Origin of the sequence: Sphingobacterium paludis (assembly GCF_004364125.1) — a bacterium.
GTDB lineage: Bacteria > Bacteroidota > Bacteroidia > Sphingobacteriales > Sphingobacteriaceae > Sphingobacterium > Sphingobacterium paludis.
On sequence record NZ_SNZV01000003.1, the window covers coordinates 16,449 to 38,124 of the forward strand.

At 45.5% G+C, this 21,676-nt stretch carries 20 protein-coding genes; 1 reads left to right on the forward strand and 19 read right to left on the reverse strand.

Features of this window, described 5'->3' with window-relative positions; genetic code table 11:
* Positions 1 to 16 precede the first annotated feature (16 nt).
* Complete coding sequence (locus B0I21_RS06060; protein WP_133639587.1) at positions 17 to 2,893, forward strand: DEAD/DEAH box helicase; 2,877 nt, start codon at positions 17 to 19, stop codon at positions 2,891 to 2,893.
* Positions 2,894 to 2,918: 25 nt separating this feature from the next.
* On the opposite strand, the gene B0I21_RS06065 is transcribed toward B0I21_RS06060, so the two are convergent.
* The 19 genes from B0I21_RS06065 to B0I21_RS06155 all read right to left on the reverse strand — a co-directional run bounded on the left by B0I21_RS06065 (position 2,919) and on the right by B0I21_RS06155 (position 21,674).
* Positions 2,919 to 4,214 (reverse strand): phenylacetate--CoA ligase family protein, encoded by a 1,296-nt coding sequence (locus B0I21_RS06065; RefSeq protein ID WP_243835964.1) that lies wholly within the window; start codon positions 4,212 to 4,214, stop codon positions 2,919 to 2,921.
* Positions 4,215 to 4,334: 120 nt separating this feature from the next.
* Positions 4,335 to 5,879 carry a phytoene desaturase family protein gene (locus tag B0I21_RS06070; RefSeq protein ID WP_133639588.1) on the reverse strand — a complete coding sequence of 515 codons (1,545 nt, stop codon included), beginning with the start codon at positions 5,877 to 5,879 and terminating at the stop codon, positions 4,335 to 4,337.
* The gene (locus tag B0I21_RS06075) at positions 5,848 to 9,516 is read right to left on the reverse strand and encodes a 1-acyl-sn-glycerol-3-phosphate acyltransferase (protein WP_133639589.1); all 3,669 of its coding nucleotides are present in this window, start codon (positions 9,514 to 9,516) and stop codon (positions 5,848 to 5,850) included. Before B0I21_RS06075 ends, B0I21_RS06070 begins: the two co-directional genes overlap by 32 nt.
* Positions 9,516 to 10,694 (reverse strand): DUF2062 domain-containing protein, encoded by a 1,179-nt coding sequence (locus B0I21_RS06080; protein ID WP_133639590.1) that lies wholly within the window; start codon positions 10,692 to 10,694, stop codon positions 9,516 to 9,518. The genes B0I21_RS06075 and B0I21_RS06080 overlap by 1 nt, the downstream gene beginning before the upstream one ends.
* Before the next feature lie 12 nt (positions 10,695 to 10,706).
* Entirely contained in the window at positions 10,707 to 11,192 is a 486-nt protein-coding gene (locus B0I21_RS06085; RefSeq protein WP_133639591.1) for a hypothetical protein, read from the reverse strand.
* Between the two features lie 3 nt (positions 11,193 to 11,195).
* Entirely contained in the window at positions 11,196 to 11,576 is a 381-nt protein-coding gene (locus B0I21_RS06090; protein ID WP_133639592.1) for a hotdog family protein, read from the reverse strand.
* An 8-nt stretch (positions 11,577 to 11,584) separates the two neighbouring features.
* Complete coding sequence (locus B0I21_RS06095; protein ID WP_133639593.1) at positions 11,585 to 12,205, reverse strand: hypothetical protein; 621 nt, start codon at positions 12,203 to 12,205, stop codon at positions 11,585 to 11,587.
* A complete protein-coding gene (locus B0I21_RS06100) occupies positions 12,186 to 12,812 on the reverse strand; it encodes an outer membrane lipoprotein carrier protein LolA (protein ID WP_133639594.1) in 627 nt (208 codons plus the stop codon). The genes B0I21_RS06095 and B0I21_RS06100 overlap by 20 nt, the downstream gene beginning before the upstream one ends.
* On the reverse strand, positions 12,802 to 13,575 hold the full coding sequence (locus tag B0I21_RS06105; protein WP_133639595.1) for a polysaccharide deacetylase family protein: 774 nt from the start codon (positions 13,573 to 13,575) through the stop codon (positions 12,802 to 12,804). The genes B0I21_RS06100 and B0I21_RS06105 overlap by 11 nt, the downstream gene beginning before the upstream one ends.
* The gene (locus B0I21_RS06110; RefSeq protein WP_133639596.1) at positions 13,569 to 14,630 is read right to left on the reverse strand and encodes a beta-ketoacyl synthase N-terminal-like domain-containing protein; all 1,062 of its coding nucleotides are present in this window, start codon (positions 14,628 to 14,630) and stop codon (positions 13,569 to 13,571) included. Before B0I21_RS06110 ends, B0I21_RS06105 begins: the two co-directional genes overlap by 7 nt.
* Positions 14,627 to 15,826, reverse strand: a complete 1,200-nt coding sequence (locus B0I21_RS06115; RefSeq protein WP_133639597.1) for a beta-ketoacyl-[acyl-carrier-protein] synthase family protein — start codon at positions 15,824 to 15,826, stop codon at positions 14,627 to 14,629. The genes B0I21_RS06110 and B0I21_RS06115 overlap by 4 nt, the downstream gene beginning before the upstream one ends.
* Positions 15,826 to 16,083 (reverse strand): phosphopantetheine-binding protein, encoded by a 258-nt coding sequence (locus tag B0I21_RS06120; protein WP_037496944.1) that lies wholly within the window; start codon positions 16,081 to 16,083, stop codon positions 15,826 to 15,828. The genes B0I21_RS06115 and B0I21_RS06120 overlap by 1 nt, the downstream gene beginning before the upstream one ends.
* Before the next feature lie 55 nt (positions 16,084 to 16,138).
* The gene (locus B0I21_RS06125) at positions 16,139 to 16,738 is read right to left on the reverse strand and encodes a beta-ketoacyl-[acyl-carrier-protein] synthase family protein (RefSeq protein WP_133639598.1); all 600 of its coding nucleotides are present in this window, start codon (positions 16,736 to 16,738) and stop codon (positions 16,139 to 16,141) included.
* Positions 16,732 to 17,835, reverse strand: coding sequence for a beta-ketoacyl synthase N-terminal-like domain-containing protein (locus tag B0I21_RS06130; protein ID WP_133639599.1), 1,104 nt, complete (start codon positions 17,833 to 17,835; stop codon positions 16,732 to 16,734). The genes B0I21_RS06125 and B0I21_RS06130 overlap by 7 nt, the downstream gene beginning before the upstream one ends.
* Positions 17,832 to 18,278, reverse strand: a complete 447-nt coding sequence (locus B0I21_RS06135) for an acyl-CoA thioesterase (RefSeq protein WP_133639600.1) — start codon at positions 18,276 to 18,278, stop codon at positions 17,832 to 17,834. Before B0I21_RS06135 ends, B0I21_RS06130 begins: the two co-directional genes overlap by 4 nt.
* Positions 18,253 to 19,533, reverse strand: coding sequence for an ABC transporter permease (locus B0I21_RS06140; protein ID WP_166637784.1), 1,281 nt, complete (start codon positions 19,531 to 19,533; stop codon positions 18,253 to 18,255). The genes B0I21_RS06135 and B0I21_RS06140 overlap by 26 nt, the downstream gene beginning before the upstream one ends.
* Complete coding sequence (locus B0I21_RS06145; RefSeq protein ID WP_133639601.1) at positions 19,526 to 20,278, reverse strand: ABC transporter ATP-binding protein; 753 nt, start codon at positions 20,276 to 20,278, stop codon at positions 19,526 to 19,528. The genes B0I21_RS06140 and B0I21_RS06145 overlap by 8 nt, the downstream gene beginning before the upstream one ends.
* Complete coding sequence (locus tag B0I21_RS06150) at positions 20,275 to 21,270, reverse strand: BtrH N-terminal domain-containing protein (RefSeq protein ID WP_133639602.1); 996 nt, start codon at positions 21,268 to 21,270, stop codon at positions 20,275 to 20,277. Before B0I21_RS06150 ends, B0I21_RS06145 begins: the two co-directional genes overlap by 4 nt.
* The gene (locus B0I21_RS06155) at positions 21,270 to 21,674 is read right to left on the reverse strand and encodes a hypothetical protein (RefSeq protein WP_133639603.1); all 405 of its coding nucleotides are present in this window, start codon (positions 21,672 to 21,674) and stop codon (positions 21,270 to 21,272) included. Before B0I21_RS06155 ends, B0I21_RS06150 begins: the two co-directional genes overlap by 1 nt.
* Positions 21,675 to 21,676 lie beyond the last annotated feature (2 nt).

Here is a 21,676-nt window from a genome sequence, read left to right on the forward strand (position 1 = left end):
GGCTCTATTTCATTTAATGCAACAGGTCGACAATACATTACCATTTAAATTAGTTTACGCTTTAGGAGAACATCCTTACTTGGGCTTTCTGATCGAACCCCACATCGTCCAGTTAAACCCCAACGGCTCTTACTCATTAAGCTATAAGCGTATTTTCACCAACACCGCTGGTGATTTTGCGGCCGCATTGGACGAAACCGATCGCCAACTGATTCAACTGCTTGATGAAATAGAGCAGACAAATATCATCAAACGATACAATAAGAAGGCCATGCGACCGGTCGATTTTTTTGGTAAAATCTTTGATCAAAAGATCTTTGCCTTCATTCGCCCCAAGATCGAACAGAAAATGCTTTCGGTATTGGCCCTTCTCCCCGGAAAACCACTCTTTCTAATGAGTAAGGATGGCTATCCCGCCGATCAGCCGCTACAGATCGCGACACAACCAACATCTATCCTCTTTCACTTTAGACGGAATGACGAAGAAACGCGTTATTTCCCGACGCTGAAGTATGAAGGAAACAGGCTGGATTTCATGTACAAAGGCGCGCAGGTCGTGATTAATAAACAAGCTTGGCTGCTGCTGGAAAACACCCTATACCATTTTGATCAGGAAATTGACGGCAAAAAATTAAGTCCATTCCTTCAGAAACGCTATATCGCGGTGCCACGCTCGACGGAGAAGAAGTACTTTGAAACCTTTGTAACCGGGCTGATCGAAAAGCATAATGTCTATGCGGAAGGCTTTACGATCAAAACACACAAAGAAAATGCGACACCGCTTTTAAAGTTGTTCTATGTCTCGTCAGGGCAATCGTTTGTTCAGCTCTCCTTCTATTACGGGCCTTATGAATTTGCATCAGGAGCGGAGTATCCCGTTACGGTAAGGCTGGAACATATCGAGGAGACGGATGATTACATCTTTCATCGCATAAAACGATCATTAGCTTGGGAGCAAAAGCAGGTGAGCTACTTGGAACAATTGGGCTTGCAAAAAAAAGATGCCTTATTTGGCAGCTATATATTTCCTCAGGAAGGTGCCAGCATTTTGGAATGGCTAAACACCCATGAAGAACAATTGCTGGCTGTTGGTTTTCTCATCAAGCAGGCAAAAGGTGATAAACGTATTATCATTGGGAAGACCACGCTTGAAATTAGCATCGAGGAAGGAAATGATTGGTTTGACATTCATGCCGTTGCCTATTTCGGAACACACGAAGTGCCCTTCATTGAGCTGCGTGAGCATATACTCAATAAAATTCGCGAGTTTCAGCTGCCTACTGGAGAAATCGCGATTATACCGGAAGAATGGTTCTCTCAATACGAGCACCTATTTCAATTTACCACAAGAAAAGACAGCTTAAAGCTTAGCAAAACGCACATTGGCTTACTTTATGAAATCTCAGAACATACGCAGATTTCTTTTCACCGAAAACTGGAACAATTGCTTAACTTCGATCAGATCGACGAAGCCCCGCTTCCCCAGTCTTTTAAAGGTGAACTCCGCGCATACCAACGAGCAGGCTACAACTGGTTTCATTTTTTGCAGCATTATAAATTTGGCGGATGCCTGGCCGATGACATGGGCTTGGGTAAGACCGTACAAACTTTAGCTTTGCTCCAACAGCAGAAGGAGATGCTTCATAAAACCGACCAAACGAAAGTATCGCTATTGATCCTCCCAACCTCCCTCATCTATAACTGGCAAAAAGAAGCGGAAAAATTTGCACCGGAGCTGCGTTTGCTGATCCATGCCGGGAGCAATCGATTACGCGACCCATTTGGCTTCTCGCATTTTGACTTGATCATTACCACCTATGGCATAGCGCGTAGCGACGAACAATTGTTCAGCAAGTTCTTTTTTAACTACATTATTCTGGATGAAAGTCAGCATATTAAAAATCCAACATCCAAATCATTCAAAGCAATTAAAGCCTTAAAAAGCCGTAATAAATTAGCGCTTAGTGGTACACCAATAGAAAATTCTGTAGGCGATATTTGGTCGCAAATGCATTTCGCAAACCCAGGCTTGCTGGGGTCGTACAGTTATTTTCAAAAGGAATTTGTGACACCCATCGAAAAGAAGAAAGACGAAGATAAAGCAACCCGCCTACAGGCGATCATCAAACCATTTATCTTACGCCGCACGAAAGATCAGGTCGCGAAAGAACTACCGCCGAAAACGGAACAAACGATTTACTGTGAGATGCTTGAGGAACAAGCGGAACTGTATGAAAGCACCAAATCAGAATACCGAAATGCCATACTCGACAATGCGTTGAAGCAAAACGGCAAGGGGAACCAGATTATCTTGCTGCAGGGTTTAACGAAATTACGGCAGATTGCCAATCACCCGCACATGCTTGGCGAGGACCACGCGCTTCCGTCGGGAAAATTTGAAACGGTGGTCGAAATGATCAACTCCGTTTCGGCAGAAGGACATAAAGTGCTCATTTTTTCGCAATTCGTAAAACACCTGCATTTGTTTAGAACGTATTTCGAAGCGAAGAACATGTCCTATGCCTATCTGGATGGCAGCACCCGCGATCGTGCTGAAGCCGTTTCTACGTTCAAAGAGAACCCGGGCACGAATCTCTTCCTAATCTCTATCAAGGCCGGAGGCGTAGGCCTTAACCTAACCGAAGCCGATTACGTATTCATTCTAGACCCTTGGTGGAATCCTGCTGTAGAACAGCAGGCTGTAGACCGCTCACATCGCATCGGACAAACGAAAAATGTATTTATCTATAAATTCATTAGTAAGGATACCGTCGAAGAGAAGATATTAGCACTTCAAAACCGCAAGAAAGCAATATCTTCTACATTGATCACCACAGAAGAGAGCTTTGTGAAATCGCTTTCCACAGAAGATATACAGGAATTGTTACGCTAGCGGCAATGTTGACTTCGGCCGGCCACTAGCGTTTGTCAATAAAAGTAATAGGCTTTCGGCTCATGGGATTAAAGATTATCTTTTGCAACTCTTCCGCGGCACGCCATTCTATACGGGGGGTAACGCGCAGCTTAGCGCGAAAATGATCTTTAATATCGGACAAGAGCTCATCTGATGGATTTTTAGCGCTGATATATACGACAATCTCATCCGTTCCGATAGCATTGCCTAGTATCTCGATGACATGCTGGTCAATTTGCGGAAAACCCGCTAAAAGATCATGCATGGCTGGTGGATACAAGGTGGTACCCTTATATTTAACCATATGCTGTTTACGCCCTTCTACCGGGCCAATCCGGTAGGTATTGCGCCCACATGTGCACGGTTCGCTATAGCGCCTAACCACGTCGCCAGTTTTAAAGCGAAGCAATGGAACAGCCTGTACACCGAGCGTGGTAATCACAAGCTCACCGCTTTCGCCGTCAGGAACAGGGTTTTCGAATTCATCAAGCACCTCCGTGATGATAAGATCTTCATGTACATGCCCTCCCTGAAACGCAGCACATTCGGTAAACGCCGCGCCCATCTCTGTCGATGCATAGGTAGAATGCAGGTGTATCGGCCATTTTTCTCGGATGCGCTTCGTTAACAGCGTATCTTGAAGATGCTGATCGCGCAAGGACTCGCCGATGCAAAGCACACGCTCTACGCTGCTATTTCGATAATCTATACCATGTTGTTCTGCATATTCAATCATCTTCAAGAGGAATGACGGAACAGCGATCAAAAAACGAGGCTTGTATTGTAAAATAGAATCCCATTGCATTTGAGGTACGCCGGAACCCACGCGCAAAATACCGGCTCCCAACTTACGCAAGCCTAAAAAATAAGCAAGCCCAGCCATAAAGCGTCGATCCATCGTCGTCATCAGCTGTACGATGTCACCTTTCGCTATACCTATCGTTCTAAAGGAACGACTTTCATTGTAGGCCAAACGCTCCAGATCGTGCTCTGTAAGGCCGAACGAGACCGGACGCCCCAACGTGCCGGATGTGGAACAATAGTCAATGACCTCGCTCGGTTCTACGCAGAAAAATTCTTCGTTATGCTGTTGTATGTCGTCTTTGCTTGTCGTAGGAATACGGGAGAGATCTTCCAATGTCTGGATACGCGATACATCAATCTCGTGCTTAGCAAAAAGTGCCCGGTAATACGGGGATTTTTCGTTCAGATAATGTAGTTGCCTTCGCAACAGTTCTTCCTGATAAGCTTTTATCTCGACAGCTGTTTGCCTCTCCATCGCCATTTCTTCCATTTTCATATTTTTTGCTAGCCCGCATGTAAGGCTAAGAATTTTTGTTAAAAGCCCTCAAAACACATGCTCTGTGAAGATATAAAAATCTTCTTACATACCTCATACCGGAAATCTTATTGCGCGTAACTACAGATCTGTTTCTTGACTTGTTGCAGCTTTGATTTTTTCGAATAGATACGACTTTCCCAATATCTCGGAGCAGGTCGCCATCGCACCAACGGTAACTCCTAATATGCCGTGCATGTACACCGCATGGCCGGTCATATAGAGATTATCTATTTTCGTTTTGGGAGAGATGAAGGTTTTCAGCGGATCGTTTGCATCTTTTTGATGTCCATAGAGATTCCCTCTATGCACGCCGATGTAGTCACGGTAAGACAAGGGTGTTGATACGTACTGCTGGGCAACGCTGTCGCGCAGGCCAGGCAAATGCACGCTCGCTTTGTCGAGTAATTGCTGGGCTTTTTCATGTTTAAAAGCGGCATAGCTTTCACCACGCGAATCAGGGCTTACCGCCGTATTGAAACTATTTTCCCATGCTTTTACTTCGTCGAAATGCATGTAGGTAAGGATCGTTATCGTATCGGCGTATTCAGGTTGTGCTGGATCCGCAGTCATAGACAGCATAAACATCGTTGGCCAATCAGCTGGCGCGTAGCGCGTCGCTGTCCACACGGACTCGACACTATCGTGATAATACAGGTTTTGGGCCTGATAGCGTACTGCCTTTGGTTTGAGCACAAGGTGCAAACTAAAACAAGAGGTGGTAACCGGTAGATTTTGGATACGATCAAAATAGCTGCTTCGGAAATGAGATCTCCCGACGAGCTCTAGGGCGCGCTTGGGGTCAATATTCAAGACAAAAAGATCGGCGACAAAGCGCTTCTTATGTTGGGTGCTTACACTCGCAATTTTACCCGCCTCCGTTTCCACGGCCAAAACTTCGGCACGGTTGATCGCCACGCCACCAAGGTTCCGCAATTCTTTAACAAGCAATTTACTGATTTGACTTCCGCCAACCCTACAACGATAAGCACTAAGCAGGTACGAATTTACTGCAAGGGCATGAACATAAAAGGGTGTTTTATCATCGTCTCCAGCATATAAAAAATTGTTGCCGATCAAAACTGCACGTAGTGTTTCGTTGCTTGTCAACGCTTCCATATAGGCCTTCACACTCTGCTGCATAACCGCCGATTTGTATCCTTCACCCTCCGCTACGTAATACAGCGGAAAGGCATGGCAGGTGTATTCTAAATCGTCGACGTACTGCGCGAGTGCAGCGCGCTCGGCGGGAAAAGACGCAGCAAGATGTTCTATAAAAGCCCCGTAGCCTTGCGCAATGGGATAGCTTGCAGCCTCATCGCCAAATAAAATACGATCAAAAACAACCGGCATCTGCTGGAGCTGCAAGCGCGGCATAATACCGAGGTACGAAAAATATTGGAAAAGATTTTGTCCGGGCGCAAGCCCCCCAATGTAGTGTACACCGGTATCAAAAAGCTTTTTGTTGCGGGCAAAAGTCTGGAGGTTTCCGCCAAACTGATTGTTTTTTTCCAATACACAAACGCGTTTCCCCTCTTTTGCTAAAGTGACTGCCGTAACCAAGCCGCCTAGGCCACTACCAACGATGACAACATCATATTTCTCTTGATCCGGATTGTTTTTCATAGCGTATCAGCGTTGCGTTTAGCGTTACCGATTTCCAACCTTCATTTTGTAGCAGCGCTTCTTCCTTAAAAGTATATATTTCTTGAAATTCTCGCAATAGACCAACCGGAAAAAGAGCGAGGTCTGTCTCCGGATGTATCACCAATGTTTCTGCATCGCAAGCCCTAATACCTGAAAACCGAACCTGTCGCTGCTGCTGCCAATAGATACTACTTGCCACGGAACGCTTCTCTTCGTCTTGAATAAATCCAAGGATATGACGTCTGCCTTGTTGCAGCGATAACAGGTAATCAAAATGTCCATGCGTATCGGAGTAGTGAGCAATTTTTATCTGATCGGAGAGATACGCATCAAGCATGCGGTAATATTTCGCATACTGCTCGAAATCCTTTTTTACGGCATACACAATATCTTCATCTTTGAAATAATACGCTAACAGCAGTTTGTTCTTGAAGTAATTTGCATCTTCAATCTGATAGCGCCACTCCTTATATTGCTTGCGAAAGTAACTGTTGATACGCTTCGTACGACCAACGTAGTCATTCCCAAAACGCTGATCGTTTGGCGAAATACGGTCACCGATAACCGGGTTGAGTGCGCCTCCAAAGATCATCATATCGCCTTTGGGTAATACATCAGCATTGCCAAGTAAATAGACCGGAACGATATCCAGGTTAAATTCTTGTGCGAGGTAGAATGCTCCTTTATGAAAACGCTTGACCACATTAGTATACGATCGCGTGCCTTCCGGAAACACAATTAGTGAATAGCCCGCATCTACTTTATCTTTCAACACATTCTTGCCATTTTCCAAGCCTTGGCTTACAGGATAGAAACCTAAAGCTTTCACAGCACGCCCAAAAATTGGCGAGTTCCACACCCAATCGTTCACCAGAAAGATCCCTTTGGGGATCAGCATACCCAAAGATAAGGTGTCTAAAAAAGAACTATGGTTGGCGATGATCACGGCAGGTTTGCGAAACGACTCTTGATAGGGATTCCAAGTTTTGTTCGCTGTACGCGGATCCATATATAAAACAGACTTCATAAAAAGCGCCATTAGCTTTCTAAAGATGTAGTCTTTTCGTTCCGCTGTCCATGGCAGAATCATCAAAATGGTTCGACATAGAAACGACAGAATGATGGTGCCAAGCCCATAGTACACAAAAAATAACGTCGAAAACAACAGTGTCGTGATCGTAAAGGGAGATTTTCCCTGCTTCGCCCGGTTAGAAATAAAAAACCGAAATAAGATGGGGTAAAACACGAAGGTAATAACAACCGCTGCGAAAACCCCGATGAGGGATACCGACGCGATGGACAGCAAAGCCGGATGCTTTGCAAAAATAAGTGCGCCGATAGCCAATATCGTCGTAAGCACAGCCAACAGGATGGATGTTCGATAGGTTTGCAATTCATCTTTGCCTGTGCTGTACTGCTTTTGCAGTGCCGCCGTCATAAAAATGCTGAAGTCTACGCCGTGTCCGAAAACCAGCGTACACACAATCGCGCTAAAGATATTAAACTCCAAACCGAATAGGCCCATCAGCCCGGCAGTCATCAACCCCGTTAAAGCGATGGGGATAGCGCTCAGTAGCACTAATTCTACGCGCCGGAAAAACACCCATAAGATCAGCAGTACGGCGATGAACGAATAACCAATAAGGCGATTAAAATCGTCTCGTAACTGCCCAAGGAAACGTTCGTTCAAGTTTTGCCGATCGACCACCAAAACATCATTGGTTTTTTCGATCTTTTGTAAAAAAGTATCCCGCTGATCGGGGTCGACCTTCACCAACGTCGATATCGTATAGAAGCCATCACGAGCAGCCATAAAATCGCCAGCCCCCAAAAAATTGGCTTCCATCAACCCATCGAAGGTAAGCCCAGGTTGTTTACTGTTCAAGCGTGCGTAAAATTCATCGTGTGTATCTGGCGCGAAGTCATACTGTTGTCCTGCTGCTACCAGGCGAGAGCGCAGATCAGAAATGCGCGCGCTTGTCCAAAAGGATTGCCAAGCTTGGATATGCCTATGTTGAGCAGTTTCTGCAAGCGGCACCGCTGTTAGCCCGGAATAATTTAAAATTTCCCCGGCTTGCTTTGCCCGGGTCAGAGAAACGTAAAGTTGATCAGCCTTCCGTGCAACCTGCTGAAAGCTGTCTCCAGTGGCTACAAGATAAAGCGACTTGGATGAGGTATTGAGTAGTGAATCCAATTTCTGCTCCGCTTTACGCAAATCTTCCGGCATGAAGTTTAACGCGGCTAAGTTGTTATTGTAACCGACCCACCTGCTACTGAACACACTTATAACGAGCAGCAGCACACAGATCGCGATCAGCGGCTTGTTACGCTCAAACGAAAAGGCAGCGATTTTATCGATCAACGAATTGTATCGAAGCTCCTTTTTCGGTCGGTAAAGGTGAGGAATGATAAGCAATGTGAATACCGCAGAGGAGAAAATACAGATCGACGCAAATATACCAAGGTCAATAAGGGCGGATGAGTGCACAAAGAGCAGGCAGATAAACGCCACCGCATTAGTAGCGCCACTCATCAAAAGCGGACGTGTCAATTCCTTATAGAGCGTCTTTACATCGGCCGATTTCTTAAAATGTGTCAACACGTGTAGCGTGTAATCAATGGTAATACCTAGCAGTACAGCGGCGATACTGAGCGAAATGGCGGAGATCACTGGTTTATACATATACAAGCAAGCCAATGAAAAGGCCACGGCAAATATGGTCGGTATAAATACCAGGACAGGGATGTATATCTTTCGGTAAAAAAAGACCAATAGTACCATCAGCACCGCTGTGGAGATCAAAACCGTTGTTGAGATATCATGCTTTATCTGCTTAGCGTTTGCCACGGCAACAACGCTGGAGCCGTAATACGATATAGACTGCTTGGCAAACTTTTTTTGAAGATCTTCACGAAGCGACTCCAGATAAGCGACTAAGGCCGTATTGTGTTCCGTATCAGCTCCTTGAAAAACCGGATCGAGAAACAACAGGACTTTGCTGCTATCTTTACTGGCGATGAAGCCGTCAAGCAATATAAAATGCTCGCCGATACCCTGCCCACGGAGCTCTTGCAAGGCAATAAACCCTATCCCTAACGGATCTTTCTGAATAAATCGGCTTGTCACGAATCCGGTCGGTGCCATCAATGCTCGATAATTTCCGGCCGTTCGCTGCACGACAGAGTCCGGTTGAATACGCTGCTCAATCGTGGCGTAGGACGATGAGTCTAAAAAATACGGCAGGTTTCGGTATACAAAATCATAACTTTCTTCCACCTCGTCCTGCCCTACTTTGCCCGAGATACCTTTTATAAATGCGGTGTCGCGACCCAAGGAATCTATGAACGCATCCGCCATCGCCGTTAGACGATGTGTTGCTATAGCCCCCTCGACTTCGAAAATGACGGTAACTTTATCGGAGAAGTTAAGCTGTTTCAATGCTCTGGATAGTTCATCAGCATCTTCGTTTTTGGGCAGTATTTGGGTAATATCTTCTTCAAATCGAATCTGCACAGCCAGAAAGCTACAGCCTATTAAAAAAACGAGTGCGCAGATCGCAGCGAGCAATTTACGCCTTTGTACGGCTGTATAGATATGGTAGAATAGCGCTTCCATTACCGGGTTGAAATCGTTCGCTGCTGATTAAACTTCATAAAGAAGTAGCTGGAGAAGCCGATCAATACAGACATGCCGGCCGCCAATATAATGCTGCCTACGATATACTGCCAAAGATGCGACTTCACCGTATCCATCGTGATGCGATCCAAGTCGAGCGTCGCATCAGAAGGGTAAAGTAAACCGCCCACAAGCAGCGAAGCATAAATAACCACGGGAATAAATGGCGCAAAGCTGATGTTGGAAAAGGCGAATGCCAACACTTTGTTTAACCGCAAGAACACGGCTAAAGTAATGGTGATTGCTGTTTGAAAGCCCCAAACCGGAGCAATACCCATAAAGACACCGAGTCCTATAGAAAGTGCTTTCTTCTCTGGCGAATCCTGACTTCCTAAAATGTTTTGCTTAATAAAATCTTTTAGATTTTTTTTTTTGAAGCTTCTAAAAAAATTGCGCGGAAGGATATAGAAAAAGGTCAAAAAAACCAATACCGTATTCAAGATGCTAATACGCGTAAAATCCTTGAAAGGCCGAAAATGCGACACACGTTCTGCAGGATCATAAAGCACTTGGATAGGAATATTCCTCACCTCAATACCACGCCAGGCGGCGCGTACGATGATTTCGATTTCAAACTCAAACTTTTTGGTGTAAAACTTTTTGGAAATGGCCTTTAAGGGATAAGCACGAAATCCAGACTGGGTGTCTGTGAGCTTAATTCCGGTTTCAAACCAAAACCAAAAATTTGAAAAGCGATTGCCAAAGCTGCTTTTGCGAGGAACCGAGTCGTGGTTCATATTTCGGCTGCCAATCAATAACACTGGCTTCGTGGCCTGTTGTAGCACCTCATTAAACGCAGGGATATCTGTCGGAAAGTGCTGCCCATCGGAATCGATACTTATGGCGTAGTCATAGTCCTGTTTTCTGGCCTTGGCTATACCCGCCCGCAACGCAGCACCCTTTCCCTTGTTTTGCGCAAATGTAATGATATCTAGTCCCGGGTAGCGAAGAAGAATATCGGCCGTGCCGTCGGTAGAACCATCGTTGACCACAATAATGCGGTTCGTGTAAGCATGAATACCGTCCAAAACACGTACAAGCGTTTTCGCATTATTGTAGGTGGGTACAATAATGACAACGGCTTGCTTTTCTCTGGCTTCTGCTACCTCTTCCTGCATAGTTGAATACCCCTAGTTCCCTATTTTTTTCGCGTCTTCCGCCGTAAAAAATGCCGACTGTTTCGCATACCGCTTGATCATGGACTTCACCTCGGCAGGTTGCGCCGCAAAATTAGCAACTATCAGCTGCTTGTCTTCCTGCATGTTCATCTTGTACTTCAGAATTTTAGGAGAATTTTCTTGTACGGCTAGTCGTATCAAACGAAGTTCTATATTTTTAGGTGCTAATTTTATCGCCCCTTCTACTGTTTTAATCCCTTGCGCCACCATCTCTCGTTTTTCCGATCGTCCTTGCTCATAACGCGCCTTCAGCGTAAAGGAAGCACCTTTATAACCGATAAGCAAGGGATCGTCTTCTCGGTAGTTGCACAACATCGTGTAGAGTTTTTCTGTAACTGCCTTCGAATCTTTGGCTTCTTCAAAATTTTTTCTCACGGAAGTCAAATCTACCGCTCCACGCGATACCATTATTAGAAAAACCAACAATACCGTTTTCATTTGCTATGCTTCCTTATTTTTATAAACGTTTGTCAATTTCAATGCCACAGTGTCGCCAAATGTAGTCACGTTTTTAACCTTCAATGTGCCGTCGTCCCCTTCACTGAGATCGAGCTCCAGCCGCAACAGCGGATTGTGTTCCGGATTAATGAGCGCCATAAATTTTACGTTGGACGATTTGCATAAAAAAAGAGGCCGGTCCACAATAAGCTCGCTGAGCTCCTTTATGATATGCATCATGCACACGCCTGGCGTTACCGGATTACCAGGAAAATGACCTTGAAATATGGCGTGATGCGGATTTAAACGCACTGATGCCACATGTTTGCCAGCTCCCTGTTCAACAAATTGCTCCACTTGATAAAATCCCTGTAGTAAACTCATTCTTCGTATTATAAATTACTTTGTTTCCTGTCCAACTTAAAATCCAATGTGATCGGATACTTGGCATGTGTAACCCGTATAGCCTCCGCGATACGTTGGTCAACATCCAAAAATTCTATCGTAAATCTTTCTTTCCCTGCTTTTGTGCGCAAGATCTGCGCCACATGCCGCTCCTTTAGCGTATAATAAGTATGGTCGACCTCATAGACCGGAAAGTGCTGTTTGTCCATGAATAAAAGCGCAGACTGGGCATAGCGACGAGCGGTCAGCGTTCTAAAAATATCAGTAACCTCCCGTAAAAGCAGCTTTTTATTCAGGTCAGGCATCGCATAATGCAAATCATACCGATCCGGATAAATGCTGATATCAAAAAGTGTCTGACCGAAATCGCTGATCATCGCTATGCGATGAATTTCGGGTGCCTGCGTCTCTATTAGAAGATTACCGTTTTGCGCCTGCTTAAAGGCCTGCATATTGAACCGGTATACATACGTTTGCGTCGTATCTACATAGTAGCTATTAAGCTCCTGCTGCGTAGACTCCCGCACGCCAACAGCATTCGGAAATTTATACGTCCCACAGGAACTAAATGAAACAATAAGCACTACACTAAAGATTAAAAACCGCATCTTCAATTCCTGTATTTATTTTTCTATTTGTTAAAACAAAGCGGGTATAGTCATTGGATGGCTCAATCAGCTTCACTTCTTCTACCTGCCCATCCTTCGTCGAGAATAAAAGCTCGATTTCTTTTACATATTTTTTGGCGTCATTCAACTTCGGAATAAGTTTCACCAGATCGGCATTTCCTTTTTTGAAATAGGATACTGCAAACTCTTTCTCATCATAACCGCCGCCCTTCATGCTGGAAGAAATCAACGTACTGATCTTCTCAAACTGCTTGCTATTTCCAATGTCGAGCGTTTTTTTATTACCCTGATCATTGATAAAGACCTTCCCATCTCTAAACACCATTTTGTATTGAAACGGACTTACATACGCCCAACTCAATTTATTGGGTTGCTTGACGTACACCTTTCCTGCGGATTCTACAGGCTTTTTCATAAAGCTCACATGTTTATACTGAACAAAATCAGCAGACAGGCTCTTCACTTCGGCCACCTTCTTAAGCTTTTGCTGAAAAGTGGTGACCTCTGCCGCGGTCATCTTTCGTGTCTGCGCCCCGAGAAAAAAGGGGACGAAAAAAAGAAAAAAATAAAATGCGCTAGTCTTCATATAAGGGCAAATTTAACAAATCATCTACAGAAACGCAGGCATAACCTTCAGCTTTCATATCCGCCAACAGCTTTGATACTGCATAAACACTACGCTGCGATGTGTCGTGCAATAAGATAATATCACCAGAGCGAAGCCTCGACTTTACGCGTTCGTAAATTTTATCCGCATTCGTGATGACGGTATCCAATGAACGATTACTCCAACCGATAAGCTGCTTATTCAATACTTCGACTGCTTTCGCCACCGAAGGATTAGTCACGCCGAACGGCGGGCGGAACAAAGCCGGCGTATGGCCTAAAAATTGGGCGATAATGGTATCACAATTTTCGATCTCAGCGATAACCTGCGCGGTATTTAAAAAACCAAAACGATGCGAATGTGTACGGGTATGGTTTCCAATGCTGTGCCCTTCTTCGATAATCCGTTTAAAAATAGTGGGGTATTGCTCGATCTGCTTGCCAATACAGAAAAAAGTGGCCTTAGCCTGATAGCGAGCCAAAAGATCAAGTATCTCAACGGTGTGCGACGATGGCCCATCGTCAAAAGTCAAGGCGATGACCTTTTGCGGTGGGTTGTTTTTCCGGAACTTCGCGGTAGTAAAATACCCTAGGCGGATGTCAAAAGAGCCCCATGCAGTAACAGCAAGAGCCACACCAATAGTTGCAATAAAAAAGCCCCACGTTCCGGACCGCAGTGCATATAGCAAAGCGGCAATGCCAAGCACCGCAAATACCGGAAACAGAAGCTTATGCTTTAGCATGACCTGACAAGAACCAATGAATGATCTTCACCACGAAACTGGTTGTACAGCAATACATTTTTAAGTGGTCTATCTAAGGTTGTGGTGTTATATTGCGCAGTCTCCGGTATAGCTTGGTCGCTAACAAACTGTGCAGCCATAGCTAAACCAAACGCGGAGCTCGTATCGCACTGCCCAACAAGATGTTTGTAGTATAACGATACTGTAGCATCAAAAAGCTGCTCTGCCTGTTCATACCATCCATCAAAATCGGAATCACCGCTGTAACCTAATACGAGAGCGTCTATATCCTGTAGCTGTAAGCCATTCTTTTTCAGAAATTTGTCTACAAATGTAGGAAGTTCGGACTGCGACACCTTGTTTTGCAAGCACAGATCCAAAATTTCGCAATACGATTGCGCCGTCTTTTCTTGCGACAGCGTAAAAAACGTCGCGGATTCCGCGTAATTTGCGCCCGGGCTTTTACTTTCCTTCACCGTTTCATGCACATCCGATGGTTTAATATACCCGATAAGCTGCAGCAAACGAGCTGTATGATCCGAAATTTCGTCTACCGCACCGACAAGAATGGAGCTTGCCTCCCCATCGTGTAGCTGCATCAAGGCGTCGAGCACAGCAGATTCGAAAGACACCGAACGATTGACGTAGGTAAAATTATATCCCTTGCAGCCTAAACGCAACGCAATCTGCGCAGCTACTGTGTTATGTGTAGACTGGATGAAAGCGGTTGGGGTCAGAAACTGCTCCTCGTTATCTAAAACATTGCGTAAGAATTTTTCGGAGTCTTCCGAGCAACCTAAACCGGTTCCCGTGATGATGGCATCAGGGATGGTAATATGCGCCTCATCAAGGGCTTGCTGCGCGGCATAGATCCCCATTTTGATACCCCTCGACATGCGCCGCGCCATGGCTGGACTAATCAGCTCCTTGTAAGATGGCTGTTGTACAGCGTTCACAGCATGCTGTAGGGGATGCGATTCAACAAAGAAATCTGCCCGCCAAACACCTTGTGCGGTCACCGCTCCTATGCCGTTGATGTATATACTTCTTTTCACGCCTTTGAAAAAATTAGAGATGAACAGTTACCTCCAAAGCCAAATGAGTTTGATAGCACGTGCTCCAACTGCGCGGGACGCGCTTCGGTCTGGGGAGAGCAATCCAGTTCTTCCATCTGCGTTTTGAAATTAAGATTTGGAAACACGATTTGCTGTTGCAGCGCCACGATACAAAATACGGCCTCTATGGCCGCGGCCGCCGCCAACGTATGTCCGGTAAATGCTTTTGTCGAACTGAAGAGAGGCATATCATCCGAAAAAATACGCTGCAAAGCTCGTCCCTCCGATAGGTCGTTATTCGGGGTAGCGGTGCCGTGTGCGTTGATGTAGTCAATCGCCGAAGCTGACAAACCTGCTACGGTAAATGCTTTCTCCATCGCTAAGAACGCCCCTTCTCCATTGTCAGATGACGCGGTTTGATGAAATGCATCATTCGCATTACCATAACCAGCAAGATAGGCCAGTGGCTTGCGATTTTCCTTACGAACCACTTCCTCAGATTCCAATACCAAATAAGCGGCGGCTTCACCAAGATTAAGCCCCTTACGATCTTGGTCAAATGGCTGACATAGCTCATCACTCAAGATCATCAACGTATTAAAACCGTTGATGGTAAATTTGCTCAGGGCATCCGTTCCACCGACAATCACGCGGTCTAATCGTCCATGTTTAATTAACCGCGCCCCCATCATGATGGCGTTAGCGGCAGAAGAGCAAGCCGTGCTGATTGTAGTCACCAATCCCTGAATGCCCAGGTAGTCGGCTATTTTGTGCGAGGAATCACCTGCATCATGCGTGCTGATATAAGGATGTAGCGCCGGATCTTCCAAGTATTTATAAAAATATCGTTCTGTGTAATCCATACCTCCCACGCTGGTGGACGAAATAAGACCCGTTTTGTAGGCATCCATATCGCAGCTTCCTAAAGATGCTACTGCTGCTTGCGCGGCATAGCACCCCAACATGGCTGTGCGTGTGTAATTATGCCCAGCCGGTAGTTTCAAAAGGTCGGCAAGCTCTGCGTTGGAGTATTTGATCTCCCCAACCCATATATTGTCTCGCAGCTTGGTGTCAACATGTTCAATACGAGAAATGCCATGAGTACCAGACAATAGTGCCTGTTGACTCTCTTCCATCGTTTTTCCTATCGATGAAATGATCCCTATTCCGGTGATGGCAACGCCCGCCCCCGCCATTACTTCGTGCGGTTTTCGGCAATGTAAGCCGCCATGGTATCGATTGATTGAAAAATCGATTTTCCCTGTTTCGGGTCTGACAACTTAATACCGTATTCCTTATCCATCAATACGATTAATTCCAATGCATCAATAGAGTCTAAGCCCAAGCCTTCGCCAAATAATGGATCGCTATCAGCAATATCTGCCACAGCGATATCTTCAAGATTCAACACTTCGATAATCTTCCCCTTTAATTCTTCTTTTAACTCTGCCATTTCTATTTTATAAATAATATTGTTCGGTTGTTGCATCGCACAATTTCGTAAATGCCTATGCAAATAACGCTTTAATGTTTTCTGCTGTGTGTTTTTTGGTTCCTTTAGGGGAAACAAGATACAAAACAGCCTCATATTTTTCTTCAAAAAGTTCAACCCAGCCGCACAGCACCTGTGATGCCTTTCCGGATTTCAACAGGTATTCGGTATAGGAAAACGCCGTATCGATCGGATAGTTTTCCGAAACAAAGAAGGCATTCTCGGTCTGCAAACCATGCCGAATACTTATTTCACCGGCGCATATATTGGCTAAGGTGTACACAAAGGTCGCCGGGCTAGGGAAATATTCCCCTTCATGCTGAATAGCTGCTTGATGACGAACATCGGTATCTAAGCTCCCTGAGCGATTCGCCAAGACCAATGCCAAATCATCTAGGCTTTCACCTTCCAGCAAATATTCGGCGGCTAAAACGGCAAGCTTGCTGAGGGCATCCATCTTAAAGAACTTTGGATAGTCGGGGTTCAGCTCTCGAAAGGCTTTTTTGTAAAAATCCACGAATGATGCATCGTCGGACGAGAAACGCGAAACCGCATCCACGACAACCTCCTTTGCACGCACGACACACACCTTTTGTATATACGCTGCTTCTACCATATCTTCTCGATCAATATTGCTGCATTGCTACCTCCAAAACCTGAGGCCGTTTTTAAAACACGTTGAACCTTTTTTTCCGTCACCCCGCCCAAAACGTTTAGTGGCTGCGACGTTCCTAAACGTTCAAAGCCCAACGTAGGAAGTAAAATTCCTTCCTGCATGGATTTCAACGTGATGACCGTTTCCAATAGTCCGGAGGCACCAAGGGTATGACCATAGTAGCCTTTTAAACTGTTTATCGGCACGCCTGATAGGCCTAAGCGATTAAAGGCGATGCTTTCCATTTCATCGTTATAGACTGTTGCGGTGCCATGCGCAGCAATGAATTCTATCGCGCCTGCTTCCCATTTAGCCTCATGTAATGCGGTGCCAATACTTCTAAAAAGACCTTCGCCTGTACGTGACGGTCCGGAAATATGGTTCGCATCATTGATTGCCCCCTCACCGCGGATCGTAAACATACTGGGCTCCCGAGATAAGAACAAACATGCGCTGGCCTCTCCTAAAGAAACTCCTGCCCGATCCGCATCGAACGGCTTACAGGGAAAAGGACTTAGGGCCTGAAATGCTTGAAATCCGGACAGCACAAATGCGCTCAATTCATCTCCCGCCAAAACAATGGCTTCGTCATATTGATTCATTTGAATCAGCCTTTTCGCCGCATTGATGGCTAAAACGCCGGAAACGCAAGCATGGGACACCACAATAGGCTCTGTCCGTATGCCTGCTTTTGCCGCTATCTTTTTTGCTAGTCGATAAAGCTCAGCTTCTTTTTTCTCTCCTTTTTCCAAATAGCCTATTTCACCTTTTGTAGACGCTAATACCAGTGCCGTACGTGGCGTGGGCCTATGTTTGTCTAATATCGGTGCCATGGCTTGCGACAGCATATAGGCCAAACGGCCTTCCCCAACTGCCTCATCCACTTCCGCTATGGAAGTGCCGATCTGCGAGGCATACACCTCGTCTAGAAAGCCAATCTTACGGGGTTTGATGGCGCCATAGCCTGCCACAAGCGCTGCCCAGTTTGCGTCAGCATCCTTGCCCAGCGGCGTGAAGCAGTTAAAATCATGGATATATACAGCGCCCCCGAAGCTCAAAGCAAACCTACCTTTCTTTTCCAGTCAAGCATAAAATCTGGCGTGTTTAATACCAAATTGTTATCCCGGTCTAAGAATACCTGTATTGTTTCACCTTGGCAAACCAAGTCGTTTTGTTCATTGAAAATCTGATAGGAGAAAATCATCTTCGCAGCCGGTGTATCCGAGAAGGTGGTCACAATACGTGCGCTCTCGCCATACCGTAGGGGCAGTTTATGTTCACATGTCGATTTTACTATCGGCGTTGTATAGCCCATTTTCTGAACCGTCAGGTAATCGATTCCGTATGTCTTACCAAATGCCTCTCGACCTTGTTCAAAATATAAAATATAATGCCCATGCCACACGATACCTAAGGAGTCTACCTCACTAAAGCGCACCGGTATAGTGACGCTCTCGGTCAAGGCCGTTTTTACATTATATGGTTTTCTTCTTTTTATCATAGGTTACGGCAATAAATAGGGTCAGTATAAAAAACGAAAATAACAAAAGTATAGCAGGAACAATTGACATAATTCCTCCCTGCCGCAGCAGCACATCATAAAAAGCGCTTAGGGCCCAGTTCATCGGCGATAGCACGGCCAGTTTTTGCATCATTGTCGGCATTAAGAACACCGGCACCCAAACGCCGCCAACAGCAGCCAAGACTACGGTAAGCGTAGCACCAAGCGGTGCTGATTGTTCCTGTGTGCTGGCAACTGTACCAATCAATATACCTAAACCTACGGCCGCCAAACCGCTGAAAAGCGCGATAAGGCTTAATAAGAAAAAATAATGGCCGACCTGAAAAGGGTGCAGCCCCATATAGGGAAAAACGTATACCCCTACGAGCAACATCAGATAAAACTGGATGAGGCTTATCAACACATAGCTGACTGTCTTCCCGAATAAAAAATGTGCGTAAGAAGTTGGACTGGTTCGAATACGAACCATCGTTCCTTGCGATTTCTCCTTTACAATATTGATGGAAAGCGGAACGACAATAAAAAAAATAGCGAAAAGAGCCCAAGCCGGCACGTTGTGTTGAGCGGCAGTGGGAATGGTCTGTATGGTATCGTCTGCATCATCGACCTCCTTAAAAGAAATGAATTGCTGTTCCTGAAAATGCCGATCAGCACCCTCACCTAGTTCTTCTTGGAACATACGGTAGATGGTCTGGGATTCAATATTAGACACTAACTTGTCGATGGACATCTTGACGGCCGTTTTGAAAGAGGCCTGCGTTGCCGGATCAAAGTAGAGTTTAATTTCTTTTGGGGCCACAGCGATAGGCTTTTTCTGCGTACTGTCACTACTGAAATCAAATTCCGCTAAAATGTTATCAACGTTCTGTTTAACGTGTACGTTCAGATCGCTACTTAACTCCCGCGGTAACACAATGGCAAGTTGATAAGCACCCTCGTGCACGAGCCGTTTAGCGGCTAGCTCATCGATGGGTTTTCCATCAAGAGTGGTCACCAATGACAAATTATCATCATCGCTAAAGCGGTCCTGTATGCGTTTAGCGATGTCCCCCCCATCGTTATCCACCAATAGCACGTCCATATGGCTTCCCAAAAGGGAATCAAAGGAACCGCTTTGCACCATGGTAACCGCTAGCAGCAATATCATGGGCATAACAAAAAGAATGACAATACCGCCCGTATCGCGAGCTAGTAAAAGCATTTCTTTGCGGATAGACATCATAAACTTAGACATCCCGAAATCCCTTTCCTGTTAGATCAATAAATACATCCTCTAAACTCTTCGCGCCAGGAACAGATGAAATAAGGCTATCGGGCGTGCCGATACGCCATAACTGCCCCGATTCGATAATACCCACCCGGGTACAGAACTCCTGTGCTTCCATCAGATGATGTGAGGTATACACAATGGTTGTCCCGCTTTCATTGAGCCTCTGGAGATAATCGAGGATAGCTTTTTTGGAATGGACGTCTACACCTACGGTCGGTTCATCCAAAAAAAGTACAGCAGGCTTATGTAGCACCGCCGCCAATAGATTCACCCTTCTTTTCATTCCTCCGGAAAATGTCTGCACGCGTTTGCCGCTATGAGCGGCAAGTCCTAAGCTTTCTAATGCCTGATCGACTTCTGTCGATAGGGCTCTGCCCTTGAGGCCATACATCGCTCCGAAATACAGCAGGTTTTCCTTCGCCGTTAACGAAGGATACAATGCGAAATCCTGCGGCACGATGCCAATAGACGCTTTTAGCTGTGCCGCAGACGTTCCGTAGGAAAACCCCTGAATAGTGAACGATCCGTAACTTGGGCTTATCAAACCACATAGAATAGAAATAAGCGTAGTCTTACCAGCGCCATTCGGACCCAACAACCCAAAGACTTCACCTCGAAAGATATCCAAACTCAGCCTTTCCAGGGCAAAACTATCGGCGCCTCGGTACTTTTTAGAAAGCTCGCTAATATGTATAACGATTTCGCTCACACGGACTTTTTCAATTTTCTAAAAAAAGCTTCTTCTAAATCTGCTAAGTGCAGCAAATCATTGGATAGCTTATTATACACATCATCATGATTGCTTCTGTTCTTGTATACGCGAGAAGCATCCACGGCAAAATCGCGCCACAGATCACCGATGCTGGTCATCTCTTGCGAAAGCGCTACCAATGCCGGATTGTTGATTTTCTGACCCGCCTCCTGTAAGAAAGCCGAATAGATGTAGCGAAATCCGCCGCCGCCGGTCCCGATCTCTTCTTGCATGCGTACCATTTGCGCTAAATAATAGTTCGCTTTCTTTACACCTACCTTTTTAGGCCAATTTCGTATCGCGCGAGCCACCATACGCATGCCGCGAACGCCTATAATAGGTACCGGGGCCAACATGTCGCTACAGGTTTTCTTTATCGCTTTCGTAATAGCTTTCTCCCAGTCAATTTTCTCTGGAATGTATATCGGGTAATAAATATGTCCTCGCGGCGCGAGTACCCCTTTTGCAAAACGCACTTTCTCCAACTCGGCTTCGGTAAGTGTATGTACGCTTTCCATAGTCGGATCACTAATGAGGTACTTACCATTTTCTTTTCCATAAACCACAAGGTTATGCGCATTGAAATGAAAGCGGTAATCTTCCGGAAAATACGGAAGATGGTACACGCCCACTTGCAATCCACTAGGAATATTATTGGCCAGATTCTCATCGAGCACCTGTTGCGCCTTTTTCTTGTCCGAGAATTTGAGTCTTTTGATCTTCAGCCCAAGCCTTTTCGCCAAACGATTAAAGATCCATCCCGGGGCGGGGCGGTAACTTAAACCTGGCGCATGGTTGACCTTGAGAAAGGGTAAGTACACATAAAAAAGTCCGGATCCGATACCGAAAACCATAGGCTCGCTAATGGGCAGCCCTTTATTTTTAAGTAGATTGGATGCAACGCCGTTCTCACAATGCGCCGTTATCTGGTGTTCAAAATTCAGTTGCATTAATCGCCTTTATAATTTTTTAATTCTTCCACACTGATATCGAATGTATCCGCATATTTCGCGAGTGTCCGATCGTTCAACTTTTTAAATACCGCCGGCTTAGCATGTCGTTTTACACGCCATTTCCAAAAGCCGGTGTAATCTGCTAACAACTGCCAATCCATTCGACGCAACTCCATAAAGTATACGATAGGACTTACCTCACCTTTGCGGACATCTTGCTGAGCTTTGTCTATCCGTTCCTGCAGCGCTAACATCGTCTGATCTTGAACAACGGTTTTCGCATCCCAGCCGGTACTTAACTGCGTGGTATACTGCCCGTCGTCGTCAACTGCGTAATAGAGCTCCCTCGATCCTTTTTCAAAAACCCGCCCATTATCTTGAGGTACTTCTGATTTTTTCATCG